Raw genomic sequence first — 25,777 nt, forward strand, 5'->3', positions numbered from 1 at the left:
GGGGAGGGACGCATGCGCGCACAGTCCTCGCTGGAGGCGGAGTTCGCTCACGCTCAGGCAGCGCGGTCACGGCGGAGTGGCGGCGGTGAACTTCCGCGTCGGCCCCCGGCCCGAGGACAGACGAGCGTGACGATCCGCGCGTTCGGCAGGGTTGCCGCCAGGTCGGCCAGGCGCTCGCGCAAGTGGGCGGGACTGAGGTCTCCCTCGATCAGGGTCGTCGGTATTCCGAGCGTTGCGAAGCGATCAGTGCCGACGCCGAGCGCGTCGATCGCTTCGTCACCGGCGATCAGCGCCTCCGCGTGGGCGGAGAGTGCCGCTCGCCCCCGCTGGTCGGCGAACATCGCATCGACCGCGCCCGCGGGCGTGGGGACGATGTCGCGCATGTGGATCCGCATCGCCTCGACCGGGTCGCCCGCGTCGAGCGCCGCACGGGCGTGAACCCCCGACCAGTGGGGGTCTGCGCTGTGATGCGCGGCCACCGCAGGATCTCCGGTTGTCCTCACAAGCCATCGGTGATCAACGCGGTGGCCGTCCTCATGCCCGCGCCACGCCCAACGTCGAATCCGAGTGACGTCGGACTGGCCGCATCAGCCAACGTTCGCCCTGGTGTTCCCCGTCCCTTGCGCCGTTCTGTGAGCCGGTAGGCTCGTGGCCGTTTCCGGGAGCTGGGGGAGAGCTCGGACGGCTTTGGTCAGGAGCCCGATCCCTCATGTATCCCGTTCAGGAAAGACGCTGGATCGTTGGGTGCATCCCGCCTTACGGTGGCGCCATGAGCGATCACTCGGAAGCGCCTGTCGCGCCCGTCGAGGCCTATGAACCCCCCTACTACGTGGCTGTCTTCACTACGGTGCGAACCCAGGATCAGAGCGGCTACAGCGAGACCAACGCACGCATGGAAGACCTGGTGAAGGGCGTCCCTGGGTTCCTGGGGATGGACCACGCGCAGACTCCCGGCGGGCTGGGCATCACCGTCGGGTACTTCCGCGACGCCGACGCCCTTACGGAGTGGCGGTGCAACGCCGAGCACCGCGCGGCGCAAAAGCGTGGGCAAGCCGACTGGTACCAGAGCTATACGCTGCATGTGGCGAAAGTGGAGCGGAGCCACGGGTTCATGCGAGCGTAGGTCCTGCAGAGCCCGACAGCAGGCTGACCAACCGAAGTCACCTCCTGGTCCGGTGAAGCGCCGTCCCGCCAGGCTGTCCGGGTGGCAGAACGAGTACGCGTCCGCGAGATCGATGACGACGAGGGCAAGCGCCTGCTGCGGATCATCCGCAGGGGGCGCCGGCTCGGTGGTGACCTGGCGGCGGGCCCAGAATTGCCTGATGCGGCACTAGGTGAGAGTAGACACCACGTACGCGGCGGCCTCGGCGAGGAGGGCCTGGTCGTACTCGGCGTCCTTGGTGGCCTTGCTGGACATGATCGCGATGACGAGTGGCGCGGCATTCGGGGGCCACACCACAGCAATGTCGTTGAGGGTGCCGTAGTCACCGGTCCCGGTCTTGTCCGCCACGTTCCATCCCCGCGGTACGCCGGCCCGGATACGTTGCGCGCCGGCAGCGGTGGCGTTGCGTTCCAGCAGGTGGCGGAGGAAGGCGCGCTTGTCCGTCGGCAGGGCGTCCCCCAGCAGGATCTTCCGGTAGTTGGTACCGAACGCCCGGGGCGAGGTGGTGTCGCGGGGATCTCCCGGGGTGGCTTGCGCGATCGTCGGCTCGATCCGGTCCATCCTGGTGACCGTGTCGCCGAGGCTGCGCACGTACGCCGTGAACCGGGCCGGCCCGCCGAGATCGCGGAGCAGGAGATTGCCGGCCGTTCCGTCGCTGTAGCGGACCGCGGCATCACACAGCTGTCGGATCGTCATTCCGGTGGCCACATGCCGCCTGGTGATGGCCGAGCTCTTCATCAGGTCGCCTTCGGTGTACCTGATGACCGTATCCAGGTGCGACAGCGGATTGCGGTGCAGGACCGCCGCTGCCGCCAGCCCCTTGAACATCGAGCAGAACGCGAACCGTTCGTCCGCCCGGTGGGTGATGGTGGCCCCGGTGCCGGTGGCGAGGGCGTACACCCCTAAGCGGGCTTCGAACTTCCTTTCCAATTCGGCCAGTTGAGCGTGGCGAGCGCTCGCCGTGGCGGAGGGGGACGAGGGTGCGTTCGCTGACGGTCGCGTCGCCGGCCTCTTGCCCTCCGCGCATCCGGCCAACGGCAGGAGTGCCGCCACCCCTAGAAGAGTGCGGCGCGTGATGGCCGGCTGTCGTGACGTCATGGTCTTCCCTCCACTGGGGCGAGTTACGACTACGGCAAGCGGGCTCGAGTTCGTTTGCCGCAGATGGGGTGACCGCCTGGCAGCATTTCCCCTCCGGAAGCTCATTACCGGCAAACCGGTATCTACCCCGAGAGATGACCCAGGTCGGGCAGAAGGCAATCTGGCATCCGGCAGTACATGCTGTCCAAGACAGAAATGCGCAGACCCATGCTGATCCGGCATAGCTATAAGCTCCGGCCGTGGACATGGTCAGGGCCTGCGAGGCGTTCGTGGCGGTGAGTGGGCATGGCAGCTTCACCGTCGGTGCCGCTGCGGCAGGCATGCCGCAGTCGGTCGTCAGCCGGCGGATCGCCGCCCTGGAGGAGCACTTCGGCGCCAAGCTGTTCGACCGGTCGTCACGAAACGTCACTCTGACCCCGTTCGGCCGGGACATGCTGTCCTCGGCCCGGCGGCTGGTCGAACTCGTCGAGGCGATGGAGCACGACGCCGAGTGTGCCAAGCGACGCCGGTTCCGGCTGGCCGTACCGGCGGTCTCCGCCCCACGCCGGCTCGCCGGGCTCGTTGCCGAGGCGCGTCGGCACGACCTGAATCTCGCCCTGCACACAGCCGGGCCGGGTGAACGCGCGGCGCTCGCCCGGACGTTGGAGGTCCGGGCGGCGATCGTGTCCGTACCCGCGGACGGAGCGCCATGGCGGATACCGTTGGGGCTGGCCGGCAGCGCCGAGCCGGCGGGGCAGGCGATATACGTGGAAAACCTGCGCGCGGGCCGGGCCGGACGTAACGCACGCCGACGACGCGTCTGGATCCAGCCGGAGGACGACGTGCCGCACGTACGCGACCGGGTGATCCGCCTACGGGACGGGGTCGGCCTCCAACCCGCCCAGGTCGTGGTCTCGGCCTCACTCGTCGACGCCGCGGCCGAGGTGCTCGGCTCGGCCGACCTGTTGCTCTGCTCCGCCGTCCAGGCCGATGAACTGGGGCTGTACTGGCGGCCGATCGGCGAGTTGGAGCTGGTACGGGGTTACGACGTCGAGGCCGGACTGCGCGAGGATGCCCAGCGCATCCGGACCCTCCCGCTCGCCACGATCGGACGCTGCCTCGGCATGTCGGACCACGGTAGCCGGAGCGGCGACGTGGCGGGCGACGGTGAGGCGTAGTGGTGGGGACGACCAAGGTCCTGCGCGATGCGAGGGAGGCCCTGCACGACGGCGGCCTGCGCGGCTCGTTCCTGGTGCGTGACCTCGACACCGGCGATGAACTCGCGATCGACGCCGAGGTGGAGTATCCGATCGCTTCCCTGGTCAAGGTGCCGCTCGCGATCGCCACACTGGAACGTGTCGGACGCGGCGAACTCGACCTGGCCGCAACGATCGTGGTGCAGCCCGGCCGCGTCACCGTGCCGGGACCGACCGGCCTGACCAAGTTCCGGCACCCGGCCACGGTCGCGCTCGAGGACCTGCTGTATCTCAGCACGGCGATCAGCGACGGCACCGCGGCCGACGCGCTGTTCGCCCTCACCCCGCCCGCCGCGGTCACCGCGGAGCTGCGGCGGCTCGGCTACGACGGCATCGTGGTACGCCACCTCATGGGGGACCTCACCCAGACGCCGGCCGAACGGTTCGCGCCGACCGAGGTGCACCTTGCCCACGCCCTCGCCATCGGCGCGGCGACAGCGGGACAGGGGCATCCCGTGGCCCAGCTCGACATCAGCCGCGCGAATGTCGGGTCGGCCCGGACCTTCGTCGACCTGCTGGAGGGATTGTGGCGGCCGACGACGATCCAGCCCGCCACCGCGGCGCGGGTCCGCGAGCTGATGACGAACAACGTGATCCGGCAGCGACTGGCTCCCGACTTCAGCTCCGACGCGTCCCGGTGGTCGTCGAAGACCGGTACGTTGCTCAACCTCCGACACGAGGCCGGGGTCGTCGAGCACGCCGACGGGCAGACGTTCGCCGTCGCCGCCCTCACCGAATCCCGCGTACCGGCCGTGCTGCAGCCCGAGACGGAAGCACTGATGGCGCAGGTCGCCCGGACGCTCCGCGACCAGTTGCGGATGGCCTGAACGGGTGGACGCTCCCACCACTCCTGACTGACTCAACGGGCCTTCGCCCGATGAGCCGTCAGGTGCGCCCTCACCGCCCGGTTGGCCTCTCAGCCGTCGGGGAACTCGACCGGGACGTTCAGGTGGACCGGCTCGGTCGACTGGCTCGCCTGATGGTGAGAAGTCCTGTTCGCGTGGGGCTGCCCGCGCCACGGTCATGGGAACACGCTCGGAGCCTACGTTCTCAATCGTTATGTGGGACTAATGGGGCAAGCGGTGCGCTGTGTGACACAAGTGGTCAGAGGTGCATTGACGGGCGCACGCGGTCGCAGGAGGCTGAGCGGACCCCCCACGCAAGCCCCCCACGGTAGCCCCCTGTCTCCTTCACCGTTGGATTGCCCATGCGCCCACTCGTTTCCGCAGGCACGCTCACGGCCGCCGTCACCGCGGCCCTGCTGCTCGCCCCCACGGCCTACGCCACCGCCCCCGGCGACAACGGCACCGTGAAGATCCACGACGCCGCGACCGGCGAGGAGCTCCGTAAGAACGAGCCCCACGTATGCACCTTCTATCTCGACGCCTTCGGTTTCGATGCCGGCCAGAACGTCGACTGGCGCATCGAAGCCTGGGCCCCGACCGCCCACGTCAAGGGCGAGACCGTGAAAACCGGTTCGCTGACGCTCGACGGCAAGGGACACCTCCGTTCGGAGGACCAGTCCCTGCCCGACGGCCACTACAAGCTGTTCTGGAACTTCGACGGCGAGCACGGCCGGGCCAAGCACAAGGTCTTCTGGGTCGATTGCGACGGCAAGGGTCAGCCGGGCGGTGGCAAGCCCGGCAAGCCCGATGAGCCCGGTAAGCCTGGCGAGCCCGACGAGCCCGGCAAGCCCGACGGCGGCAAGCCGTCGACGCCTGCCACCCCGTCAGCGCCCGGCGCTCCGTCCGGCCCGGCGCAGCCGACCGCGGCGCCCACGTCGTCCGCCCCCGAGGGCACCAAGCCGACGTCCTCGACCTCCTCCCCCTCGTCCCCCTCGTCGTCACCCTCCGCGCAGAGCGGCGGGGACCTCGCCGAGACCGGTAACGGCGCGCCCGTCGGCCTGCTGTCCGCAGCGGCTGCCGCGCTCGTCGCGGCCGGTGGCTACCTGGTGTTCCGCCGTCGCAAGGCGCAGCAGCAGCACTGACGCATGACTGTGCCCCCGTGCTTCGTAGTACGACCGGGGACACGACCGGCGACAGAAGAGGCCCCTGGCCAGCGGTGACGCCGGCCAGGGGCCCCTTGACGCGATCTGCCTACGTCAGCCGTCGTTCTCCGACGACGGGATGTAGGCGCCCGGCACGTCCTTCGGCGCGAAGATCTTGTTCTCGCCGGGGTACGGCTTCTTCCAGTCGTGCGTCTGATACCACGTGAAGCGGTTCAACTGCGCGGGGTTCGCGTAGTCGGGCACAGCGTTGGGCCCGGTCAGCCGCTGATGCGACTTCCAGTCCTCCCACTTCGCCGCGACCTCCTGCTTGTCCGCCGGCACCGTCGCCGACGGCGCGGCCGCCGCACTGGGGTTCTGCGGCGCCGGAGTGTCCACGCCGCAGGCAGGCGGGGTCTTCAGACCATCGGTCAGCGAGGTCCGGTTGGGCAGAGCGGTGAACGGCGTGAAGTCCGCGTGCTGGGTGAACGCCCCACGCATCGGGCTGGCCGCGCTGTCCTTCTGGTTCATCGGGTGGATCCCGAGGATCTGCTCGATGGTCCGCATCATCGTGATCTGCGAGTAGTAGCGGCTGTCGACCTTGCCGTGCTGCGCCCAGGGGCTGATGATCTGGACCGGGGCACGGTGGCCGTCGACGTGGTCGAGGCCGTTCTGGGAGTCGTCCTCGACGACGAAGATCGCCGAGTCCTTCCAGTACTTGCTGTGCGAGATCTGGTCAACCATCTTGCCGACCGCGAGGTCGTTGTCCGCGACCGCGGCGGCCGAGTTCGTCGGACCACCGGTGTGGTCGTTGGAGAACCAGAACATGTTCAGGTTCGCCGGACCGTTCTTCTCGAAGTCCTGCTTCCAGATCTGGTACTTGTAGACGTCCGGGACGTCGAGGTCGAACTTCGGGAAGCCGGGCACCGACACCTTGTTGAGCGACGGGATCGCCGAGCCCGTTTGTATGGGGTAGGCGGTCTTCTGCCCGGTCGCGTCCATGTTCTTGGCGTCGCAGTACAGGTTCTGCCAGTTCGCTCCGGCCGGCTTGCTCTCGAACGACTGGAACTGGCCGAAGTCCCGCACGGTCTTCCCGGCCGCCTGCGCACCGGTCCAGATGAAGCCGGACTTCTGGTGGCCGAGAGCGTCGTCCTGGGTGTCGTAGCTGCGCTTGTACTCACCGGCCGAGGACTCGGTGTACTCCGGGTTGTCGGCCTGCATCAGCCAGTTGTGACCCTCGGCGGAGTTCGTGCCGATGTCGTACGTGTTGTCGTACAGCCCGAACTGCCGAGCCAGCGCGTGCTGGTTCGGCGTCACGTTGTCGCCGAACTGCGTAAGCGACGGGTCTCCGTTGCCCTGCGGCATGTCACCGAGGACCTGGTCGTAGGTCCGGTTCTCCTTGACGAGCAGGAAGACGTGCTTGATCGTCGAGGGGTCGCCGAGCTTCACCGGGACCGGCACCGGCTTCTTGTCACCCGTGCCCTGGGTGACCGAGCCGCCGTGCCAGCCGTTCTGGGTGAAGACCTTGCCGGTCTCGGACTTGATGACGCCGTCGTCCGGCAGCGTGAACTGCGTCAGGCTCGACGTCGTGTCGTGGGTGCCGTGCCCGGCCTTGTTGGTGGGGCGGCGGGCGTCGATACCACGGGTGTTGGAGACGACCACGTTCTTGCCGACGGTGGTGATCTCCGCGGGGAAGTAGTCCGTCGGAAGCAGGCCGACGTAGTCGGCCGGCTCCTGCGGGGAGGTGTACCGGTAGACGGCGACCGCGTTGGCGCGGCCGAGCGTCACCAGCAGGTGACCGTCGTCGGTGAGCGTCACCGCGTTGGGCTCGTAGCCGACCGACGCCTGCGGCCACGGCCGGGTGGCGATGGTCTGCACGACCTTGTCGTTGGCGGTGTTGATGACCGACACGTCGTTGTCGGCGGTGTTGGTGACGAACACCGCCCCGTTCTTGGCGTACACCGCGGTCGGGTGCAGACCGACGTCGATGCTCCCGACGGCGGCGGACGGGTCCGCCAGGGTGATGACGCTGACCGTGCCGGTGGTGGTGGCACCGGTGTCCGGGTCGGCCGGCACCTGGGTGCCGTAGGAGTTGATCGTGGTGTCGCCGGCCTTGGCCGGACGCCCGCCCTCGTTGCTGACGTAGAGCTTGTTGCCGGCCATGGCGATGCCACGAGGGGCGTTGCCCACGGTCCAGCTCTGCTTGATGGTCCCGGTCGCCGCGTCGATGGCGACCACCCGGTTCTGGCCGTTGACCGCGGAGTACACGGTGGAGCCGTCTGCCGAGAACACCGCCGCACCGACCAGTGCGTGCTTGGAGCCGTCGGCCGGGATCTTGATGGACGTCGGGTTGGCGACGCTGCCGTCCGGGTTCACGGTGAACTTGGTGTAGCCGTCGGTCTGGCCCAGCCACAGCTGCGAACCGTCGGGCGAGTACGTGGGGCCTTCCTGGCCCACGTCGTTGCCGCTGATGCGCAGGTCCGCCGCCGCGTTGTTGCCGACGCGCTGCTTCACCTGCCCGGTCTTGAGGTCCATGACGACCAGCGCCATCCCACCGTCGGTGACCGAGGCCGCGAGGTGGGTGCCGTCCGGGCTGACCGTGGACGACATGATCTTGCCGTCGTTGATGACGGTGCGGCTGCCGTACGGGGCGATGTACTGGTCGGCAGAGACGACCTGGCCGTTAGCGGTGACCTGGCCGACCTGCTGGGTGCCGAACTGGTGCGTCTGGGCAACAGCGGTGCCCGTGACGGCGAGGGCGACGGCGATGCCCGCCGTTACCAGAGTGGTCCGGCGGCCGACGCGCCTACCGAAAAGGCTGATCTGTTCCTTCTCGTTGATCCGACGCTGCCGTGTGACCTGCATGGAATTATCCCTTCGGGGTGGTGTCGAGCAGTTCGACGTTGCTGTCGAACTGCCAAAGCGGGTTGGGTGTGTTTCCGGTCGGGGTCCGCACCAGGAAGTAGCCGTTCACTTCCTTCGGTCCGTCGCCATCGGCGACGAACCGCCCGTCCGAGGCGACGTCGAGCTGGTAGATGGCCGTCCCTGCGGCCGCGACGCCGGGGAGATGCCAGGTGACGACGCAGCGCCAGTCGTTGCCCGGCCCCTGGGGGGCGACCTGGCCGCCGCTCTTGTTGCACGCCGCCGTGACCCGCAGTTGCGCCTCGGTGACGGCGGGGCGGTTGAGCTGCTGGGTCTGCATGCGGTAGAGGTGGGCGAATGACGTGGCGACCGACCGCTGGACCTTGTCCTGCTCGATTCCGGAGCCCATCGACGGGGTCGCCACGGCGACCACCGCGACGGTGAGGGCGGCCAGTCCGACCAGCGGCAGGAGTCCCGTGGTGATCGCGCGGCGCCCGGAACCGTCGTAGGCCAGGTTGGTGAAATCGCGCCGGAGGAAAAGCAAGTACGCCAGCACTGTCGCGAGCACGGCCCACACCAGGCTGACCGCAATGCCGATCAGGAGCGGGCCGACCTGTGCCGGGCTGGTGAACAGACCGTTCCAGGAGATGAAGGCGTAGCCGGGCAGGGCGAGGCGCACGGCGACGGGCAGCGGCAGCATCTGGGCGACCTGCATCGCGAGCGCGACGAGCGCGGGCAGCAGCAGTCCCATCGGGGACCGCCCCAGCGCGACCGACCCGAGTAGTCCGATCGCGGCGAGGGCCAGGGTCGGGGCGAGTACGCAGACCCAGGCGAGCAGGACCCTGCCGGCGGCGTCCGCCGGCGCCAGCAGGTGGCCGTCGAGGCCGACCAGCGGCTGGTTGCCGACCGCCACGATTCCGCCGGCCGCGCTGGAACAGGCCAGCCCGGCCACGAGCAGCAGGATGACGGTGAGGCTGGCCAGTGTCTTCGCTGCGAAGATCCGTCGGGGCGACCGGACCGCCACGAGCAGGTGGCGCCAGGTGCCGAGCCGGTCCTCGGAGGCGAACACGTCGCCGGCGACCACCGAGGTCAGCAGCGGGAGTGCCCAGGTGCCCGCGAAACCGAGTATCACCAGCGGTCCGGCCCACCCCGTGGCGTGCATCCAGCGGCCGAAGAGGGTGTCGGTGGGGAGCGTGCTCTGCTGGCTGACGGCGGCGACGAAGAGCCCCGGCACGATCCAGCAGGCGAGGACCAGCAAGCGGATCCGCCATTGTGAGACCAGCTTGACCAGCTCGAAGCGGTAGCCGCGCGGAACCGAGACGCGGCGGGCACCAGCAACGTTGTCGTGGGTGAGGGTCGCGGTCATCGGCCGGCCTCCTGCTGCTCGGTGAGGGCGAGGAACGCTGCTTCGAGCGGCGACACCACGGGTGCGAGCTCGCGCACCGCGATGCCCGCCTGCACGAGCCGCGCCACCAGTTCGTCGAGGGCGGGCACCAGCGCGCGCACGACGAGCACCTCGGCGCCGCGCCATGCCCCGGCGTCGTCGACGACGCGGATCCCGGCCGTGTCGGCAGCCAGCCGACGGGCGGCCTGCGGGTCGGAGGTCAGCAGCCGGTAGTCGAGTTCACGGTTCTCGGCGGCCAGCTTGCTCAACGGGCCGGAGAAGACGGCCCGTCCGGCGGCGACGATGGTGACCTCGGAGCACAGTGCCTCGAGGTCGTCCATGCGGTGGCTCGAGAGCACGACGCTGGTTCCCTCCGTCGCGAGCCGGGTGAGGACACCGTGTACGTGTTTTTTGCCGGCCGGGTCGAGGCCGTTGGAAGGTTCGTCGAGCACGAGCAGCCGAGGCTTGGTGAGCAGGGCGGCGGCGAGCCCGAGCCGCTGACGCATGCCGAGGGAGAAGCCGCGTGCCCGGTCGTCGGCGACATCGGTGAGCCCGACCTGGTCGAGCACGTCGTCGATCCCCGTTGTCCGCGCGTCGCGGCCACGGAGAGCGGCCAGCGCGGCGAGGTTCTGCCTGGCGGTGAGCGAGGGGTAGAGACCGGGCCCGTCCAAGAAGCCCGCGACACCGTCGGGAGCGGAGAGCGCCCGCCCGACCGGCGTACCCAGGATCTCGAGGCGACCGCTGTCGGCGACGGCCAGGCCCAGCAGGAGGCCGAGCAATGTCGTCTTGCCGGCGCCGTTCGGCCCGACCAAGCCGTGGATCTGCCCCTGCGCCACATCCAGATCGATGCCGTCGAGTGCGACGACGTCGCCAAAGCACTTGGTGATCCCGCGAGCCCGGATTGCGAGGAGTGTGTCCATGAGTCCCTTCCTTTGAAACCTTCAAGGACCTTAGGGATGGCACACGATGCAGGCAGGGGCAGCTGGTTGAACGTTTCTGGAACGGGATACGGCCGGGATCCTTTGGCTGAACGCCTGACGAGGACGAGGGCGACGAGTAGGCCAAACCGGGCGGGCCGCCATGGCGGCCCGCTCCTGACGCCACGTCAAGTCGGCACATGAAAACGGCTGATTACACAAAAGGGCCGTCGACGACCAGCCGGGCGGTGGCAAGCCCGGCAAGCCCGGCAAGCCCGGTGGCGGCAAGCCGTCGGCGTCCGCCACCCAGTCGACGCCCGCCACCCCGTCGGCATCCGGCACTCCGTCCGGCCCGGTGCGGCCGACCGTGGCGCCCACGTCGTCCGCCCCCGAGGGCGTCGCGCCGACGTCCTCGGCCTCCTCCCCCTCGTCCCCCTCGTCCCCCTCGTCGTCACCCTCCACGCAGAGCGGCGGGGACCTCGCCGAGACCGGTAACGGCGCGCCCGTCGGCCTGCTGTCCGCAGCGGCTGCCGCGCTCGTCGCGGCCGGTGGCTACCTGGTGTTCCGCCGCCGCAAGGCGCAGCAGTAGCACTGACGCATGACTGTGCCCCCGTGCTTCGTAGTACGAGCACGGGGGCACAGTCATGCGCGGTCTCGGCCGGTCGCGCGCGCAGACCAGCTGCCGGGAGCCCCGTGGCACTCGGTGATACTCCGTGACCCCCGCCGCAGCGCCCTCTTCGGGGGAGTGGTGTGAAGTCCCATTCGCATGGCGGGAGATGAAAACAATGCGGTACGGTGACGAAGCCATCACGCTCTGTGTGTCCCCGTGCACATGGAGCGGCCCCCGGCGGTGCGCTAACACCAACCGAGGGCCTTCATCACCAGTGGATCGAGACCACCGGAAATGCTGCGTCATGCTATCGCGCCGTCCGCGCGCTATACGAAGGCATCGCACGATGTCGTCCGCCATCCGCGTCTGAACAGTGACGCGAAGGTCCTGCTCGTGTACGTCCAGGGTCTTCCCGAGGACGCCATGGACAAGCCCCTGAGTGAACTCGCCCGGAAGCTGGGCATCAAGGGCCGCGCGTACCAGAAGGCGAAGCAACTGCTGGTCGAGCACGGGTACGTACACGAGTGGCGGAGCCAGGGCGGCGGGGGCCGCTGGATCACTGAGCAGCTGGTCGCGAACAACCCTCTGACGAGTGAGCAGGCGGGACAGCTGCGAGGGGCCGTGCCCGCCGCCCCGTCGTTGCCGAGTACGCAGTTCCCGACCGTCGGCGAACCGACTGCCCGGCCGACCGGTGGTTATAAACCGGTAGAAGACCTCAGTGATAAGACCACTCCCCACCCACCCTCCGAAGCCGAGCCGACGACGGACCCGGATCCCGAGCCGACGGCGGGGCCGGCCGACGCCCTCCAACTGGCCAGGGCAGAACGGGTCCTGCTCTCCCTGCGCCACTCGCGCCGCGAACTGCACCTGGGCGTACGGGAGGCCCGCGCACTCGCCGTGGAGGCGGTCAAGTGGCTGGAGCAAGGCCTGAGCGAGTCCGACCTGCGCCAGGCCTTACTCGCCGAACGCCCCCGAGACGGCGTGCGCTCAGCGGTCGGCTTCCTCCGCTACCGCCTCATCCAGAAACTTCCCGAGCCTCAGGCCCCACTCCCGCCGTACGAGCCCTCGCCCGTCCGCGAGCTGCTGGAGTGCGAGGGCCCGGGCGAGAAACACGTCTTCCGCCCCCTGGCCGACGAGACGGAATGCGCCCCGTGCCGGCAGTCCACAGCACACGCGATGTTCCACGGCGCCCCCGAGCCGGAGCCCGACCGCGTCCCGTGGCGGGAACGGATCGCGAGAATCAACGGGACGCCGGCGGCCTGATCCTGGGTGTTGGTCTTCACGCACCAGATGTGGATGTCATCTTCGGTGGCGGCCTGCCGACCGAGTTTGATGCGGGAGTCGGACTCCTGTCACCCGGTGTCCACGCTCAAGGGGAAACGCCCCACCACACTGGGGTCAGCCACCTGTGCCTTGGACGACGTGCTCGCAGACAAAGATCTCGGCCTGTACGGCTATGTCGGGCAGGAGTTAACCTCTGTGCATGTCTGGGAGTCGGCTCGGCCAGTTGAGTCTCCGCGCTGATGCGTTCTATTGCCTGCTCGTCGGGCTGGTGATCGCTTCGACTGCGCCCTTGACCGCGACTACGGTGAGGCTGTCGGCACTCGTCGTCGTCGGCATCGGGGGAGCTGTCGTGCTGTGGGCCGGCGTCGTGTGGCGGCTCAGTCTTCGTCCTTCGGCTGGGAGCCTGCGTCTCGTACTTGTGGCGAATGTACTTGCGGCATGCGTGCTTGCTGCGGTGTCTGTGGCTGCAGCGAGTGCGCTTGTACTGCTCACTCTTGTGGCGGTCGCGACAGATGTCGCTGGTTTCGCGGGCAGTCAGATCGTTGCGCTCAGACGACTGGCCCGCGAACTGTCTTGACGAGTTGACGCGAGCGCAACCAGGTGCTGATCGCGCCAGCCCCTTGTCGCCGCGCTCCAGTTCCAGGGTCCAGGTGTACGCGTCCGGGGCGGGCTCCCTGAGGTCGGTGGAGCCCACCGCCCCCTCCTCTGCACCCTTGACTTCACGCCACGCCGACGAGGTGCGCCGAGTGACGCTGAGGGACACGTGTTGGCCATCACCCCAACCGATGTCCCGGTCGGTCAGTTCCCATGTTCCGGTGCCGGACATCCGCCACTGATCGTCGAAGTCGAATTCCTGCCCGTCGAGAAGCTTCACGACGGCGGTTCCGTCTTTCCGCATGGTGACCGCGGTGCCATCGATACACCGCCAGGTCCCGACGATCTCCGCCGACGAGACCCCGGTAACGGCCGGCACCCCCGCGTACTGCCCCGGCCCACACCCGGACACCGAGAGGGCAAACACCACCGAGGCCATCCCTGCCAAGACCCCACGACGACCACACATGTCCATCCCGCACCCTCTGCCGCCGCCACTCACGGGCGGACGATGCTCATCTTCGTACGAGGGGCGGGACACGGATTGCGGGGTGGTGGGCTACGCACACCGGGGCATGCGGAGGGACCCTGACCTACTGGGCGCGCAGGAATACGACGAATCCTGACCACGCGCTGTGGCGTACGGCTATGTGGGGCCCGCCAGGCCGCTTGGAGTCCCGCACGCCGACAGCCGAGTGTAGATCCGCGACCTCGACGCACTCGGTGCCGCTACCACCGCTGTACGACGACTTGAACCAGTGCACGCGTTCGTGATCCATCAAAGCTCCCCACAGACCTGATTCAGGAGCGCGGCAGACAGGTCGATATCCAACGCCTGCGCACGCAGGTACTCGAACGCCAATTTATAGCGCGCGAGTTCCTGCGGCTTCTCCATGAAGAGCCCGCCGCCGATGATGTCCACGTACACGACGTCAAGTTCGGGCGCGGGGCCGCCGAGGACGACGAAACTGCCCACCGCTGCGGCGTGAGCGCCCGCTTCGAACGGCAGTATTTGAACCGTAACGTGGGGCTGGGAGGCCTGCGCGCAGAGATGCTTCAACTGCTCGCGCATGACGGCGCGGCCACCCACGATGCGCCGAATGACCGCTTCGTCAATCACTGCCCAGATGTGCGGAGGCTCGGCTCGAGCGAGGAGCTCCTGCCGCTTCATACGGATGTCCACCATGTGGTGGATTTCCTGGTCCGTACACCGCATCTCTGAGGCGCGATGAACCGCTTCTGCGTACGCGCGCGTCTGGAGCAGGCCAGGCACGTACATGCAGGCGTAATGGTCCTCACTGACCACTTCGTCTTCAAGAGTCAGCATGAGATTCATCGACTCAGGGATTGGATCCGCGAGGGACCGCCACCATCCCTGGATCCGTGCACCCTTGGCCAGCTCGACCAGCGACGCGCGTTCCTGATCTGAGGCTCCGTACTCACGGCAGAGGGCGTCGACTGCAGGCCACTTGACCGTGCCCTCCTTCGTCTCGTAGCGGCTCAAGGTCGCCTTGGAGATGCCGACCCGAGCCCCGGCCTCCTCCAACGTGAGGCCCTTGCGCTCGCGGAAACGGCGCAGATCTGCACCGAGTTGACGTCTGCGGGTGGTTGGTCCGACTGGCATGGCTGTGGTCCTTCATGTTGATCCCAAGAGCGTGCATCGTGCGGGGTACATCGAGCAAGACAGCGCACTCCGGGGGGCGCGCGTCAGTTCATGTGCTCCCATTCCTCCTACGTGAGAGTTCCATTTCGAGAGTTCCACTGTCACCGTATGAGACACGGCGGGCACACACGGTGGCCGTCCAGTCGTGGAGGAGTGGTCGGCTTGGATGAGTGTCGTTTCGGCGTGGACAGAAAGGCTTGGGATCTGGCGTTTCTGGCAGAAGCAGAGGAGCTCGCCGGCCTGCGGCGAGTGATGCGGTTACACCTGGAGCTCTGGGGCTTGCCCGGAGTCGTCTACGCGGCGCAGGTCTGCGTCACGGAGCTAGTCTCAAATGTGGTCAGGCATGTAGGCCCCGGCACCCCGTCGTGTCTCGCCGTATCGATGAACGGAGATCGTCTTCGCATCGAGGTAAGCGATCCCGATCTGCAAGCACTTCCTACGCTCATCACGGCAGTGGGGGAGAGCGAGACGGGGCGGGGCATGGCCCTTGTGGACGGCATCGCAGATCGCTGGGGCGTCATCCTGCGCGGTGACTCCAAGGTCACCTGGTGCGAGCAGGCCACCGGCCTACGTTCATCAAACGATCACGTCGATGGTCCTCAAGTCGCCAAGGCTGAAGCGTTGTTGGGTCTATGCCGGCTGGGTGCGACCTCGGCGTATTCAGATCGCGGACGCCTGAGTCCGACCGTGGGAAGGGAGCTGGCGATCGGCCTCATCGCCGACCTCCTTCATTGGCTACGTGCGCACGGCCACGATCCTGACGAGGCACTGGATCGCGCGCAGTCGCACTTCGAGAGCGAAGTAGGTGAAGCGGCTTAGCGCTTGCCTTGGCAGAGGAACTCACGAGAATTGTGGCGCATCTGGGCGACCCGCATAGCGATCGCAACAGGGCTCTGGCAGCCGGGTCGCCGCGCTGAGCATGGTGTTCAACCTGATCGAATCCACGCAGGCCCGCTGGCGCGCGGTCAACGCGCCCCATCTGGTTTCCCTTGTCCGGGCCGGGGCCTGCTTGGGCCGCGGCCAGTTCGTTGAGCGGCCGGAAGAGAGCGCGGCATGACCGGCCCCCACATAGACGAGCAGCCCGTCGAGCACCGGTACTTCGCCTGCTGCCTGCAGGCTCTGGAGACTGTCGCCGAGGCCGACGAGGCCGACCTGGTGGCCGCCGTCCTGCGCGACCAGGACGCGACGATGGCGGACCGCGCGGTGGGCCGCCCTCTGGACCGCCGGGCCGCGGATCTGCTGACCGAACCCCGGTTCACGGCCTGGGTCCAGACCGTGACCGAGGTGATCGCGGATCGCGTCTTCCTCAACCGCCGCCTGCGCGAGTGGACCCTAGTCAGAACCTTCTCCCTGGGCAGGCCGTGGGTCGCCGAGGAGCTCACCAACGCATGCGACTGGTTCCAGCGCATGGCCGCAACCACGCAGACCGCGACCTCATCCAAGGCCGTCAGGCTGCTGGCCGAACGCGGACGAACCCGCCGTGTCCGAAGCGCGGCGAGCCGTCAGCTACGGCACTGGGACCAGACCAACTAACTTGATCCGCAGTTCTTGACGATGCCTGCTACTCGCTGGCAGGCCACCTCATAAACAGAAGCGGCAACGTTTGGGCCGGATCCCACTGACACCCACTCAGCCGAGCTCACGCAGCCCGGCATCACGGTCGAGCGTGTCCACGACGCTCTGCGGACGGAGCTCCAAGTCGATGGGGGCGAGATAACGCCAGGCTCACCGCACCGCCTTGATCACGGTCGTCCACTTGGGCTAGACCTAGGGAGGGCTACCTCGTGGCCGCCGAAGCGACGGTCGTTTTCAGGCACTTGTCGATCTAAACCAGCCATGATCGAGCCGCCGATAGTGATCGCATGCCGCCAATCGGCAGCATGTTCGCATGCCGCCTAAGTCGTCGAAGTCCATCTACTTTGGTCCCCCGCCAGGAGTGCAGGAGGGGACATGGTTCAAAGGGCACGATGCGCTGTATGCGGCTGATGTGCACCGATTCAGAGGGCAAGGCATCTCGGGTACTGCACACGAAGGCGTCGATTCGATAGTCGCGAGCGGCGGCTATGCCGGTGACCAAGACCTGGGCGACACGGTGATCTACACGGCGCAGGGTGGGGCGCCGGACGAGGACGGCCACATCACTGCTGATCAGTCATTGACGAAGGTCAATGAGGGCATGGTACTCAACTATCGAGAGGGCCTGCCCATTCGGTTCGTGAGAGGTCTCGGGATCAAGCGAGGCAAGGCGACCAAGGGCTACCGATACAGGGGGCTCTACCTCGTGGAGGACTACTGGAGCGTACGTACGGAACGCGGTCACCTCATGTGGCAGTTCCGGTTGGTGAAGGACTCGACTCCGGTGCACCAGGGTCCGGTCGATGAGGGTGTAATAGCTCCTGATGAGCGGATGACGGCAGTTGAAAAGGCTGCCGCTCGATACATCAACACTCAGCGGCGTGTGCGCAATACTGCTGCCGCCCGCGCCATAAAGGCGCTCTACAACAACACCTGCCAGATGTGCTGCAATCCAGTCATAGTGGATGTCAACGGATCCCGGTATAGCGAGGGTGCTCACATACATGCACTCGGGAAACCTCACGGGGGCCGTGACATTCAGAGCAACATCCTGTGTTTGTGCCCCAATTGTCATGTCCTCTTCGATAATGGGGCCCGGCTCATCACTGATGACCTCAAGGTAGTTGATGCTCTCACTGGCCAGGTGATCCGCGACCTCCACGTAAAGCATGATGGCCATCGGATTGACCGGGCCTGCCTGCAACAACACCGATCCAGGTGGGCTGACCGCTCGCAATACCTGGAGTTTCCCGACGAGGAAAGCTGACTTTCCGGTCAGGTGGGAAGGGGGTGTCGCCTGTTTTCAGCTTCGGCTTCATATTGGAAGACGTTCTTCTATCTGCTAGTCCCACATCAAACACGGTTTGAGGAGTGGAATGAGTGATCCTTTGTCCGGGGTAGCTCCTGTTGTCAGAAATGAGCTCACTGTTGAAAGCTTGATGCTGAAGCTAAATGCGGCTTGTGCGCGGCATATAGGAGAGGCTTCAGGTCATCTTGGTGACGAGGTGAAGGAGATTCTCGCTCTCGAGGCAGACGTAAGTAAGTGGCTTGATGTCTTACATCTCCAGCCCGAATCTCAGCAGCTAAAATCCGCTCACCAGGATCTGGGGTTGGCGCTCTACGGTGCGATGAGCGGCCTTTATCGCCAAGCGTTCTCAAGCTTGAGGTCTTTCATCGAGGTAACTGTTGGATCAGTTTATCTGAGCTCTCTTGAGCTTAAGCGCAGACAGTGGGTAAGTGGGAAGCTTGATATAAGTTGGTCGTCTATCAGTTCGCCCGAAGATGGCATTTACTCTAAATCCTATGTGGGTGAATTTTGCCGCGAAGCAATCCTTGAGCGAGAGGCGATGCATAAGGATTTGAAATCTGTATACCGAAGGTGCTCTGAATACATTCACGGACATGTTTTGACGTCACAACTCCTTCCGGATCGCATTACGTACGAGGATCTAGTTTTGAGGGAGTGGCTCAAGACCGCTAAGACAACACTTCTTGTGATTCTCCACTGCTTCATGGTGAGATATTATAAGGATTTCACGGTTAATCAGAAAGAGGATGTCGAGAGCTCGCTGGAGGATAATTTCTCGCACCTCGTTTCCGTGAGGCGGCTTCTCGGTCTTCCTGTGGAGGGACACTCATGAGTTCGAGCGAACTGAACTTCCGGACAGAGGATCTGACTCTTGAAGAGGTCGGTAATTTCTTCGTAGAGACCCCTTTCGATCGACAGACCATCGATGCACTTAAGAGCAAGAAGACGGTCGTTCTGCAGGGGGCTCGCGGTGTCGGAAAGTCTTTTCTGCTGAAGGTTGCGCAGAAGGAACTAGATGAGAGCTTCGCTGGCGGGCGAGTTCTCGCGGTGTACGTGACGTTCAACAAGGCCGGTCTATTGCAGACGTCCGATCCTGATCGCTTCAAACATTGGATGCTCGCTAGGATTTGCGGCAGGATTATTCGTGAGTCGCGTAAGAAGCAGTTGATAAGTCAGCAGAGCTCAATCTTCTCCACGTTGTCTCGAGATGGGAACGATGAGACCGTTGAAATTCGCCTCCTGGAGCTAGCGGAAAGATTGGAGGAAGCTTGGAAGAATTCTGATGCCCCGGTGGAGATTGATTCCCAGGTGGATCCCGAACTGATCAGGGATGCGGTGGAGGACCTCTGCGATTCCGCAGGAGTGCGTCGCGTAGTTTTGCTCGTGGATGAAGCTGCTCACGTATTTATCCCTGAGCAGCAGAGGCAGTTTTTCACTCTCATGCGGGACTTGCGAAGTCCTTACCTTTCTGTCAAGGCTGCCGTGTATCCTGGGGTGACCTACTTTGGTGATTCTTTCCAGCTGAGTCATGACGCAGAGCTAATTAATGTTCATCGAGACGTTCTCGATGCAAATTATCTAAACTCAATGCGCGATATTGTCACTAGGCAGGACCCGTCTCTCGCGTCGCAAGTGGGGCGGTATGGTGAAGCGTTTGATGCACTTGCCTCTGCCGCCAGCGGGAATCCCAGAATCCTTCTTAAAACGGTCTCGGCGGCCTCGCCGCTAAATACGACCAATATTCGACGCGTGATTCGAGAGTACTATCGGGAGACGATTTGGGCTGAACACTCTTCACTTGGTGACAGGTATATAGGCCATCGAGAGGTGATTGATTGGGGTAGGCAGTTTATAGAATCGGATGTAATTCCAATGCTGGGGAGGAAACAACGCGGAAGTGATGACGACGAAGGGGATCGTCGCATATTCATATGGATTCATCGTGATGCCCCGGCGGCAGTGAAAGAGGCATTGCGACTTCTCTGCTACAGCGGGATTTTGCACGAGGCTGGTAGTGGCCTTGTGGCGACCCGTGGTCTAACCGGAACGCGATACATGTTGAACATAGGTACAAGGATCGTTTCGAGTGACGATCCGATTGCGACTTCCACGTGGCTGCGAAGGTCGCCAATTTCCATTAAGAGAATGGTTGAGTTTGGCGCCAACCATGAGCTCTATGATGGGATTGCGCGACTCGATGTTGATGAGATGGATGAGGGGCGAAAGGAACTCATCAACTCACAACTCGAGCGATCCGTAGATGATCTGGACTTGACCGTGTTTGCGCGGGATCGCCTGAAGTCGCTGAATTTCGACACCGTGCGCAAGATTCTTGCGGCGTCTGAGAGCGATTTTCAGCAGGCCAAGTGGGTTGGCCCCGTCAGGGCGCGCCAAATGATGAATGTGGCTACGGCTGCGGTGCTGGAATACCTGTCAGGTTGATTCTGTCTGGCCGGCAAATATCCACTGGAGTGGTCAACTCGCGGCAATCGCAGAGTAGGTCCACACATCTGCCGGGATCTCATGGCGGAGCTTCCAGACGACCCCCATGGGCTTGCTGCCCTTGTGTTCGACGTACTCGGCGGGGCCAAGAAGCATCCACGGCTGGGGCCCGCCGATGTCCGTCTTCTTGTAGCGGCGGACGAAGAGTAGGACGTGGGTGTCCTTCTCCTTGTGGGTCTGGTAGCGGATGCCGGTGGGGGATGCCTCGGAGGTCTGGTTCTGTGATTCCCAGTGGAACAGGGACTCGTTCAAGGCGTAGTCCTTGTAGCGGGTCTCTGGTGAGAAGTCCTTCTCGTCCTTTTCGAGGGTGATGAGTAGCGCGTCAGTCTGGATGTTTTCGCACCACTTCACACCTTCGCGGAAGTGTCCCGGCATGAAGCCGCCCACGTGGGACTGCCCCAGGGCGGGGAGGATCTCTTCACGGCTGTACGAGGAGTGCACTGTCAGCGGCAGGCTTGCATGCCCGCCGAGCAGCGGGACGGGTACGTGGTCGGCCTGGTCTAGGACGTGGGTGAGGACCTGGCGGAGCTCGTCGCGGAAGGCGCGTTGAGGGCGAAGGGTGTTGAAGCCTGCCTGGTAGCTGTTGAAGTCGCCGCCCAACGGCCACAGAGAGAAGAAGAACATGCGTGCGTACGCCTGTTCCTGCTCGCTGAGGTCATCGTATGTGGGGGCGTCGTCAGCGAGGAGCTTGCTGTACGCGGCGACCCGGAGTGGGTCATCGACGTGAAGGAACGCCGATACGCGCTTCAGCAGCGATGCTTCACCCTCCGGCCCGGTCTCAGGGAGGAGTTTGGCTCGGCGGAGTAGACCCGTCCATGAGTTCCCATTGCCTCGGTAGAGCTCCTTGAGCTGTCGACCGCTCTCCTTGAGGTAGTCGGCGAGCAGAGGTTCGGCGTACGTGGCGACCTCGCGAGCAAGTTGAGTGACGTTGACGCTGATCTGGCTGCGGATGTTGTTAATGATCAGCTCCTTGGCCTTCGACTCAAGGATGATCTGGCAGCCAGATGGCAGCTGCGGAAAGTCGTGTTCGATGTTGGCGAGCAGGCGATTGCGAGTGAGGTTGGTCAGTGCGCGGAACTGTTCCTCGAAGCGGAACTCCTTGCGGTGCTGACCGATGAAGTCCAGGACAGTGAGGACAGCCTTGTCTTCGGTCCGACGCAAGCCTCGTCCCAGCTGCTGGAGAAACACCGTGGCGCTGGAAGTAGGGCGCAAGAGGAGCAGAGTGTCGACGTCAGGGATGTCGAGTCCCTCGTTGAACAGGTCGACAGAGAAGATGACTTGGAGCGTCCCTGCTTTGAGCTGATCCAGGGCTTCCTTGCGCTCATGGCGCGAGGTCTCGCCGGACAGTGCGATCGCGTTGAGGCCGGCTCGACGGAAGAAGTCGGCCATGAAGACTGCGTGCGCAACTGACACACAGAAGCCCAACGCACGCATCGAGCCCGGGTCGGCAACCTTGTCCCTCACGGCCTGCACGACGAGCCTGGCTCGTGCGTCATTGCCAGTGAAGAGGTTGCTGAGGGCCGTCGCGTCGTATGACCCGCGCTTCCAGGTGATGGCGCTCATGTCGGTGTTGTCGGTGACGCCGAAGTAGTGGAACGGGCTGAGCAGGTCGTTCTCCAGGGCTTCCCAGAGACGCATTTCTGCGGCGATCCGGCCCTCAAAGAACTCGTCCTGGATGTTCAGTCCATCCATGCGTTCTGGGGTAGCGGTGAGTCCCAGCAGTTCCTTTGGCTCGAAGTGTTCCACAATCCGGCGGTACGTGGGGGACGTGCCGTGATGGAACTCGTCGATCACGATGACGTCAAAGTGGTCCAGAGTAAAGCGGTCCAGCACCCGTGAGTTGAGCGACTGGACGCTGGCGAACACATGCGTCCAGTTGTCAGGGATCTCCCCACCGACGAAGAGCTCCCCGAAGTTTGCGTCAGTCAGCACGTTCTGATAGACGCGCAGAGACTGTTCCAGTATCTCCTTGCGATGGGCGACGAAGAGCAGCCGCGGGGCATGGCCCAGCGTCCGCCGCAGGCGCTTGAAGTCAAGAGCTGCCATCACGGTCTTGCCGGTGCCGGTCGCCGCAACGAGGAGGTTGCGGTGCCGACCGTGGACGGTGCGCTCCACTTCGAGACGTTCCAGCATGTCGCGCTGGTGCGGATAGGGGCGGACTTCAAGTCCGGAGAGCGTGATGGTGGTGCCGCTGGTTTGGCTGGTTCCGCCAGCGTGAGACAGCGCATCGTCCAGTCGCTGCGCGTCGCTGTCGGGGTCGTACGGCTCGAAGGAGCGCTCACTCCAGTACGCGTCAAATGTTGCTTCAAACTTGCGGAGGACGGATGGTGTGGCGACCGACGACAGCCGAACGTTCCATTCGAGCCCGTCTAGAAGCGCGGCCTTGGACAGGTTCGAGCTGCCGACGTACGCCGTGTCGAAGCCGCTCTCGCGACGGAAGAGCCAGGCCTTGGCATGAAGGCGTGTTGAGCGGAGCTCGTAGTTGACCTTCACCTCAGCACCGAACTCGCGGACCAGACGATCCAGCGCGCGACGCTCCGTTGCTCCGATGTAGGTCGTGGTCAACACGCGGATGGGTACACCGCGATCGCGTGCGGAGGAGAGCGACTGCTCAAGGACTCGTAGTCCGTGCCACTTCACAAAGGCGCAGAGGAGATCAACACGGTCCGCCGTGGCCAACTCGGCGCGCAGTTCAAAGCCCAGGCTCGGATCATCAGGCGAGTTGGTGATCAGCGCCGTCTCGGAGAGGGGTGTTGCTGGGCGAATGGCGTAGACGCCAGGAGCCTCTTGCTCCGCGACTGCGAGCAATTGCCGGGGGCCCTCGATGACGAGATCGACCCACTCGGTCGCACCTTCGATGGTGTTGAGCGAATCCAGGATGTGGTTGGCGGCGACTACCTGCTCCGCTGGTGAGAGGCCCTGCAGGACCCGCCGCACGACGCTCCCGATGTGGCGTGACAGCACGTGAGGTGCAGATTCAGCGCCGACTATTTCATCGATGGAGCGCCAGCCCGTGGAGTCGAGTTGCTTCATACGCTCTTCGAGACGATGGGTGATCAGCGTCTCGTAGAGCCCAGCAACCGGAGCTGCTTCGCCTGCAAAGTCGTTGGGCATCGCCGAGTCCCCCTCATCTCGCCAGCTGTGCATGCAGTTCTATCAAGCAGGACTGACAAAGCCGCTCTCGCATGCGCCTGCTCATGTTGGGTGTGACTGGGCGAGATAGTTGCCACTTGGGCGCGACACCTGTCACTGAGCATCTGGAAGCCCGATATCGGTAGCAACGATGCCGGACGGAAGAGGCGATGCGCGGGCGAGTCGCCGGTTTGGCCACCAGACTCCACACGTTGAACCGCTCTCTTGGCCAGAGGATGTCGGATCTCAACCAGGCTTGTGTGTGGGGGAGTTGTGTCGCAAACGATGGCTCCCGTACGGCAGCCAAGCGTTGGAAATTCGGCGCGTCTGGTGCCGGGTCAGACCCCCGCGGACGTCCGGGCGTCCTTGGAGGGTGTCACGGGCGCCGCCGCAGGGCCGCTGCCGTGCCCTTTCGGGGACCCGAACCAGGCTACTGCCACCGCGCCCGATACGGCGAGCACGAACCCGGTGATCGCCGCCCAGGCGAAGCCGGGACGGGAGGCATCGCCGAGCCACAGCACGCCGATGATGCCCGGCAGGACGGTCTCGCCGACGACCAGCGCGGCGGTGGCGCCGTTGACCGAGCCGATCTGCAGGGCGACCGTGTGCAGGTACATGCCGCCGATGCCTGCCACCAGGATCGCGTAGAGCGCCGGGTCGCAGAGCAGCGCTCCCGGGTCGAAAGGGTCGATGCCGTTCAGTACACGGACCCCGACACCGAGGGCGCCGAAGCCCAGTCCGGACAGCAGGCCGGCCAGGATCGCGGCGCGCGCCCCCAGTAGGCGTACGACCACGGTGCCGCCCACGATCAGGAGCAGCGAGATCCCCAGCAGCCACCAGTGCGTGGAGATCGGGGTGTCGCCGCTGCCTTCCGGGCCTGCCGCCGTCGCCAGAAGCACCAGCGCGGAGCAGACCACAGCAATCGAGGTCCACTCGGCGCGGTTGAGCCGGATGCCGAGGAGCTTGATGCTCAGCACCGCCGTGATCACCAAGTTGGCGCTGATCACGGTCTGCGACAGGAACAGCGGCAGGAGGCGCGCCGCCAGTGCGCCGAGCCCGAAGCCGACGAAGTCCAGGATGGTCCCGACGATGAACTCCCAGGTCATCGCCGCCTTCGCAGTGGACGACAGGCTCGGGCCACCGTGCTGGGTCACGCTGCCCGCGGCGGCCTCCCGGCGGGCTGACTTCTGTGATCCGACGGCCTGAAGGACGGAGCCCGTGCCGTAACAGATCGATGCTGCCACGGCGGTGAGCAGTCCTATGAGCACCGAAAGCTCCGTTCATGTATGGGTCGGTGGGGTTCGGTCCCGTTCCCACTGGCAGACGTGGGTTTCGGCGCGAAAGTTGCTTCCGGCGAGTCAGTTACCGGCGTATCTCCCTCCACAGGCCAACTACGGTCAGCCACATTGCCCATAGCACACTGCAACAGGTCTTAGCGCAGCGTCACGGAGTGTCCCCTTTCGCGCGTATCTCCTCCGCGCCCCAAAAAGGAGCCCGCCCCCAGAAGCCGCATCACGGAGATCACCGTCGCAGCCCCGGTCCAGCGAAGTTGGTGACAACTAGAGCGAAAAACCCCAGGTGGTGACAACTGGAATGCCCAAACGGTGACAGGTACCGCGCTCAAGTCCACGCTCGGTGCCAGCTCACCGACCCACCTTGGTGTCACCTAGCTCGCCCAGTCACATTGGTGGGGTCTTCAGAAGGGTGTCGTGATCAACCCAAGAGATCGGCACCATCCTGGCCCAGCCGGGAATCGGCACGGGCCGTCGCCTCCCGCTTCATCGCAGTGGCCTGCAACCGCCGACGGCTGCACTTCACGCCCGGCTGCCGAAACCCGCACGAAGCGCCTCAAGTAGAGTCGCGACAACGCCCTCGCAGCGCAGAGATCGAGTGTCCACTCCGCTGGGGGAGCTTCATCGGGTGGAAACACCACACTTGAAGGAACCACCGCACATGAGCGACAACCGCACCATCACCAACCCTGCCGGGCTGCACGACCCCACCCCGTTCGGTTACAGCCATGCCGCTTCCGCACCCGGCGAGCTGGTCTTCATCGGTGGGCAGTACGCCTCCGACGACACCGGCCAGGTCGTGCCCGGCGACTTTGCCGCACAGGTCGAGCGGTCCTTCGGTAACCTGCGCATCGCGCTCGCCGGTGTCGGTCTCGGCTTCGAGCATGTCGTACGGCTCGGCACGTACATCGTCGACCATGACCTGGAGAAGCTGGAGACCCTCGGCAAGGCGCTGCACGGCGCCTGGGCCGACCGGCTGCCCGCCCAGACGCTCAGCGGGGTCGCCTCGCTCGCGCTGCCCGGGATGCTCTTCGAGGTCGACGCGGTCGCGGTCCGTCCGGCCGAGGGAGCCGAAAGTTACGAGGTTGTGAGCGAATGCGTTCGGGGCGTGCTGGCCTGAGCGTTCGGCTGGTGGGCGGTTCAGCAGGCCGTCATGCTGACGGGCACGAGTTCG

21 protein-coding genes and 2 pseudogenes are annotated in these 25,777 nt (G+C 65.3%); 14 read left to right on the top strand and 9 right to left on the bottom strand.

The annotated features are described in order from the left end of the window. Positions 1 to 53: 53 nt before the first annotated feature. Positions 54 to 479 carry a hypothetical protein gene (locus ACZ7IB_RS38160; protein ID WP_470919049.1) on the bottom strand — a complete coding sequence of 142 codons (426 nt, stop codon included), beginning with the start codon at positions 477 to 479 and terminating at the stop codon, positions 54 to 56. 290 nt (positions 480 to 769) lie between these two features. On the opposite strand from ACZ7IB_RS38160, the gene ACZ7IB_RS38165 reads away from it, so the two are divergent. Together ACZ7IB_RS38165 and ACZ7IB_RS38170 are read left to right on the top strand one after the other, a co-directional pair. Continuing rightward, the gene (locus ACZ7IB_RS38165) at positions 770 to 1,123 is read left to right on the top strand and encodes an antibiotic biosynthesis monooxygenase family protein (protein WP_470919050.1); all 354 of its coding nucleotides are present in this window, start codon (positions 770 to 772) and stop codon (positions 1,121 to 1,123) included. A gap of 81 nt (positions 1,124 to 1,204) precedes the next feature. Next, positions 1,205 to 1,325 (top strand): annotated as a pseudogene (locus ACZ7IB_RS38170) (IS630 family transposase); the annotation flags it as partial. A gap of 5 nt (positions 1,326 to 1,330) precedes the next feature. Here ACZ7IB_RS38170 and bla read toward each other — a convergent pair. Continuing rightward, entirely contained in the window at positions 1,331 to 2,260 is a 930-nt protein-coding gene (gene bla, locus ACZ7IB_RS38175; RefSeq protein ID WP_470919052.1) for a class A beta-lactamase, read from the bottom strand. 245 nt (positions 2,261 to 2,505) lie between these two features. Between bla and ACZ7IB_RS38180 the strand changes: the two genes are divergently transcribed. The 3 genes from ACZ7IB_RS38180 to ACZ7IB_RS38190 all read left to right on the top strand — a co-directional run bounded on the left by ACZ7IB_RS38180 (position 2,506) and on the right by ACZ7IB_RS38190 (position 5,482). Next, the gene (locus ACZ7IB_RS38180) at positions 2,506 to 3,417 is read left to right on the top strand and encodes a LysR family transcriptional regulator (RefSeq protein ID WP_470919083.1); all 912 of its coding nucleotides are present in this window, start codon (positions 2,506 to 2,508) and stop codon (positions 3,415 to 3,417) included. 2 nt (positions 3,418 to 3,419) lie between these two features. Then, positions 3,420 to 4,322, top strand: coding sequence for a serine hydrolase (locus ACZ7IB_RS38185; protein WP_401989778.1), 903 nt, complete (start codon positions 3,420 to 3,422; stop codon positions 4,320 to 4,322). A 380-nt stretch (positions 4,323 to 4,702) separates the two neighbouring features. Beyond that, a complete protein-coding gene (locus ACZ7IB_RS38190; protein ID WP_470919054.1) occupies positions 4,703 to 5,482 on the top strand; it encodes an LPXTG cell wall anchor domain-containing protein in 780 nt (259 codons plus the stop codon). Positions 5,483 to 5,596: 114 nt separating this feature from the next. Here the strand turns inward: ACZ7IB_RS38190 and ACZ7IB_RS38195 are convergent, their stop codons facing one another. Genes ACZ7IB_RS38195 through ACZ7IB_RS38205 form a run of 3 tightly spaced genes read right to left on the bottom strand, consistent with a single transcriptional unit; the run spans position 5,597 to position 10,645 of the window. Continuing rightward, positions 5,597 to 8,344, bottom strand: coding sequence for a bifunctional YncE family protein/alkaline phosphatase family protein (locus ACZ7IB_RS38195; RefSeq protein WP_470919056.1), 2,748 nt, complete (start codon positions 8,342 to 8,344; stop codon positions 5,597 to 5,599). Positions 8,345 to 8,348: 4 nt separating this feature from the next. Continuing rightward, a complete protein-coding gene (locus tag ACZ7IB_RS38200) occupies positions 8,349 to 9,707 on the bottom strand; it encodes an ABC transporter permease (RefSeq protein WP_470919058.1) in 1,359 nt (452 codons plus the stop codon). Then, positions 9,704 to 10,645 carry an ABC transporter ATP-binding protein gene (locus ACZ7IB_RS38205; protein ID WP_470919059.1) on the bottom strand — a complete coding sequence of 314 codons (942 nt, stop codon included), beginning with the start codon at positions 10,643 to 10,645 and terminating at the stop codon, positions 9,704 to 9,706. The genes ACZ7IB_RS38200 and ACZ7IB_RS38205 overlap by 4 nt, the downstream gene beginning before the upstream one ends. 364 nt (positions 10,646 to 11,009) lie before the next feature. On the opposite strand from ACZ7IB_RS38205, the gene ACZ7IB_RS38210 reads away from it, so the two are divergent. Continuing rightward, the gene (locus tag ACZ7IB_RS38210; protein ID WP_470919061.1) at positions 11,010 to 11,231 is read left to right on the top strand and encodes an LPXTG cell wall anchor domain-containing protein; all 222 of its coding nucleotides are present in this window, start codon (positions 11,010 to 11,012) and stop codon (positions 11,229 to 11,231) included. Positions 11,232 to 11,546: 315 nt separating this feature from the next. After that, positions 11,547 to 12,515, top strand: a complete 969-nt coding sequence (locus ACZ7IB_RS38215) for a hypothetical protein (protein ID WP_470919062.1) — start codon at positions 11,547 to 11,549, stop codon at positions 12,513 to 12,515. Positions 12,516 to 13,723: 1,208 nt separating this feature from the next. Here the strand turns inward: ACZ7IB_RS38215 and ACZ7IB_RS38220 are convergent. Continuing rightward, on the bottom strand, positions 13,724 to 13,909 hold the full coding sequence (locus ACZ7IB_RS38220; RefSeq protein ID WP_470919063.1) for a DUF397 domain-containing protein: 186 nt from the start codon (positions 13,907 to 13,909) through the stop codon (positions 13,724 to 13,726). Then, complete coding sequence (locus ACZ7IB_RS38225) at positions 13,909 to 14,754, bottom strand: helix-turn-helix domain-containing protein (protein WP_470919065.1); 846 nt, start codon at positions 14,752 to 14,754, stop codon at positions 13,909 to 13,911. Before ACZ7IB_RS38225 ends, ACZ7IB_RS38220 begins: the two co-directional genes overlap by 1 nt. Positions 14,755 to 14,946: 192 nt before the next feature. Here ACZ7IB_RS38225 and ACZ7IB_RS38230 point away from each other — a divergent pair, with 192 nt between their 5' ends. From ACZ7IB_RS38230 to ACZ7IB_RS38255, 6 genes and pseudogenes are all read left to right on the top strand, one after another. Further along, the gene (locus ACZ7IB_RS38230; RefSeq protein WP_470919067.1) at positions 14,947 to 15,612 is read left to right on the top strand and encodes an ATP-binding protein; all 666 of its coding nucleotides are present in this window, start codon (positions 14,947 to 14,949) and stop codon (positions 15,610 to 15,612) included. 67 nt (positions 15,613 to 15,679) lie between these two features. After that, positions 15,680 to 15,850: pseudogene (locus ACZ7IB_RS38235) on the top strand (IS256 family transposase); the annotation flags it as partial. After that, positions 15,847 to 16,326, top strand: coding sequence for a hypothetical protein (locus ACZ7IB_RS38240; RefSeq protein ID WP_470919069.1), 480 nt, complete (start codon positions 15,847 to 15,849; stop codon positions 16,324 to 16,326). The pseudogene ACZ7IB_RS38235 and the gene ACZ7IB_RS38240, both read left to right, overlap by 4 nt. A gap of 355 nt (positions 16,327 to 16,681) precedes the next feature. Further along, positions 16,682 to 17,635 carry a YDG/SRA domain-containing protein gene (locus tag ACZ7IB_RS38245; protein WP_470919070.1) on the top strand — a complete coding sequence of 318 codons (954 nt, stop codon included), beginning with the start codon at positions 16,682 to 16,684 and terminating at the stop codon, positions 17,633 to 17,635. A 109-nt stretch (positions 17,636 to 17,744) separates the two neighbouring features. After that, on the top strand, positions 17,745 to 18,509 hold the full coding sequence (locus tag ACZ7IB_RS38250; protein WP_470919072.1) for a hypothetical protein: 765 nt from the start codon (positions 17,745 to 17,747) through the stop codon (positions 18,507 to 18,509). Continuing rightward, a complete protein-coding gene (locus ACZ7IB_RS38255) occupies positions 18,506 to 20,119 on the top strand; it encodes an ORC-CDC6 family AAA ATPase (protein WP_470919073.1) in 1,614 nt (537 codons plus the stop codon). Before ACZ7IB_RS38250 ends, ACZ7IB_RS38255 begins: the two co-directional genes overlap by 4 nt. A 33-nt stretch (positions 20,120 to 20,152) precedes the next feature. Here the strand turns inward: ACZ7IB_RS38255 and ACZ7IB_RS38260 are convergent, their stop codons facing one another. After that, complete coding sequence (locus ACZ7IB_RS38260; protein ID WP_470919075.1) at positions 20,153 to 23,293, bottom strand: DEAD/DEAH box helicase; 3,141 nt, start codon at positions 23,291 to 23,293, stop codon at positions 20,153 to 20,155. A 356-nt stretch (positions 23,294 to 23,649) separates the two neighbouring features. After that, the gene (locus ACZ7IB_RS38265) at positions 23,650 to 24,579 is read right to left on the bottom strand and encodes a DMT family protein (RefSeq protein ID WP_470919077.1); all 930 of its coding nucleotides are present in this window, start codon (positions 24,577 to 24,579) and stop codon (positions 23,650 to 23,652) included. Between the two features lie 685 nt (positions 24,580 to 25,264). Between ACZ7IB_RS38265 and ACZ7IB_RS38270 the strand changes: the two genes are divergently transcribed. Next, a complete protein-coding gene (locus ACZ7IB_RS38270; protein WP_470919078.1) occupies positions 25,265 to 25,723 on the top strand; it encodes a RidA family protein in 459 nt (152 codons plus the stop codon). Positions 25,724 to 25,777 lie beyond the last annotated feature (54 nt).

The sequence above is a fragment of the Streptomyces sp. NPDC037301 genome, assembly GCF_055602785.1.

Excerpts from the sequence above, each read along its gene's own strand:
- ACZ7IB_RS38260 (WP_470919075.1), bottom strand. The coding sequence starts at position 23,293 with ATGCCCAACGACTTTGCAGGCGAAGCAGCTCCGGTTGCTGGGCTCTAC.
- ACZ7IB_RS38225 (WP_470919065.1), bottom strand. The coding sequence starts at position 14,754 with ATGCCAGTCGGACCAACCACCCGCAGACGTCAACTCGGTGCAGATCTG.
- ACZ7IB_RS38180 (WP_470919083.1), top strand. The coding sequence starts at position 2,506 with ATGGTCAGGGCCTGCGAGGCGTTCGTGGCGGTGAGTGGGCATGGCAGC.
- ACZ7IB_RS38255 (WP_470919073.1), top strand. The coding sequence starts at position 18,506 with ATGAGTTCGAGCGAACTGAACTTCCGGACAGAGGATCTGACTCTTGAA.
- ACZ7IB_RS38250 (WP_470919072.1), top strand. The coding sequence starts at position 17,745 with ATGAGTGATCCTTTGTCCGGGGTAGCTCCTGTTGTCAGAAATGAGCTC.
- ACZ7IB_RS38205 (WP_470919059.1), bottom strand. The coding sequence starts at position 10,645 with ATGGACACACTCCTCGCAATCCGGGCTCGCGGGATCACCAAGTGCTTT.
- ACZ7IB_RS38195 (WP_470919056.1), bottom strand. The coding sequence starts at position 8,344 with ATGCAGGTCACACGGCAGCGTCGGATCAACGAGAAGGAACAGATCAGC.
- bla (WP_470919052.1), bottom strand. The coding sequence starts at position 2,260 with ATGACGTCACGACAGCCGGCCATCACGCGCCGCACTCTTCTAGGGGTG.
- ACZ7IB_RS38220 (WP_470919063.1), bottom strand. The coding sequence starts at position 13,909 with ATGGATCACGAACGCGTGCACTGGTTCAAGTCGTCGTACAGCGGTGGT.
- ACZ7IB_RS38240 (WP_470919069.1), top strand. The coding sequence starts at position 15,847 with ATGACCGGCCCCCACATAGACGAGCAGCCCGTCGAGCACCGGTACTTC.
- ACZ7IB_RS38245 (WP_470919070.1), top strand. The coding sequence starts at position 16,682 with ATGCCGCCTAAGTCGTCGAAGTCCATCTACTTTGGTCCCCCGCCAGGA.
- ACZ7IB_RS38190 (WP_470919054.1), top strand. The coding sequence starts at position 4,703 with ATGCGCCCACTCGTTTCCGCAGGCACGCTCACGGCCGCCGTCACCGCG.
- ACZ7IB_RS38215 (WP_470919062.1), top strand. The coding sequence starts at position 11,547 with ATGCTGCGTCATGCTATCGCGCCGTCCGCGCGCTATACGAAGGCATCG.
- ACZ7IB_RS38165 (WP_470919050.1), top strand. The coding sequence starts at position 770 with ATGAGCGATCACTCGGAAGCGCCTGTCGCGCCCGTCGAGGCCTATGAA.
- ACZ7IB_RS38270 (WP_470919078.1), top strand. The coding sequence starts at position 25,265 with ATGAGCGACAACCGCACCATCACCAACCCTGCCGGGCTGCACGACCCC.
- ACZ7IB_RS38200 (WP_470919058.1), bottom strand. The coding sequence starts at position 9,707 with ATGACCGCGACCCTCACCCACGACAACGTTGCTGGTGCCCGCCGCGTC.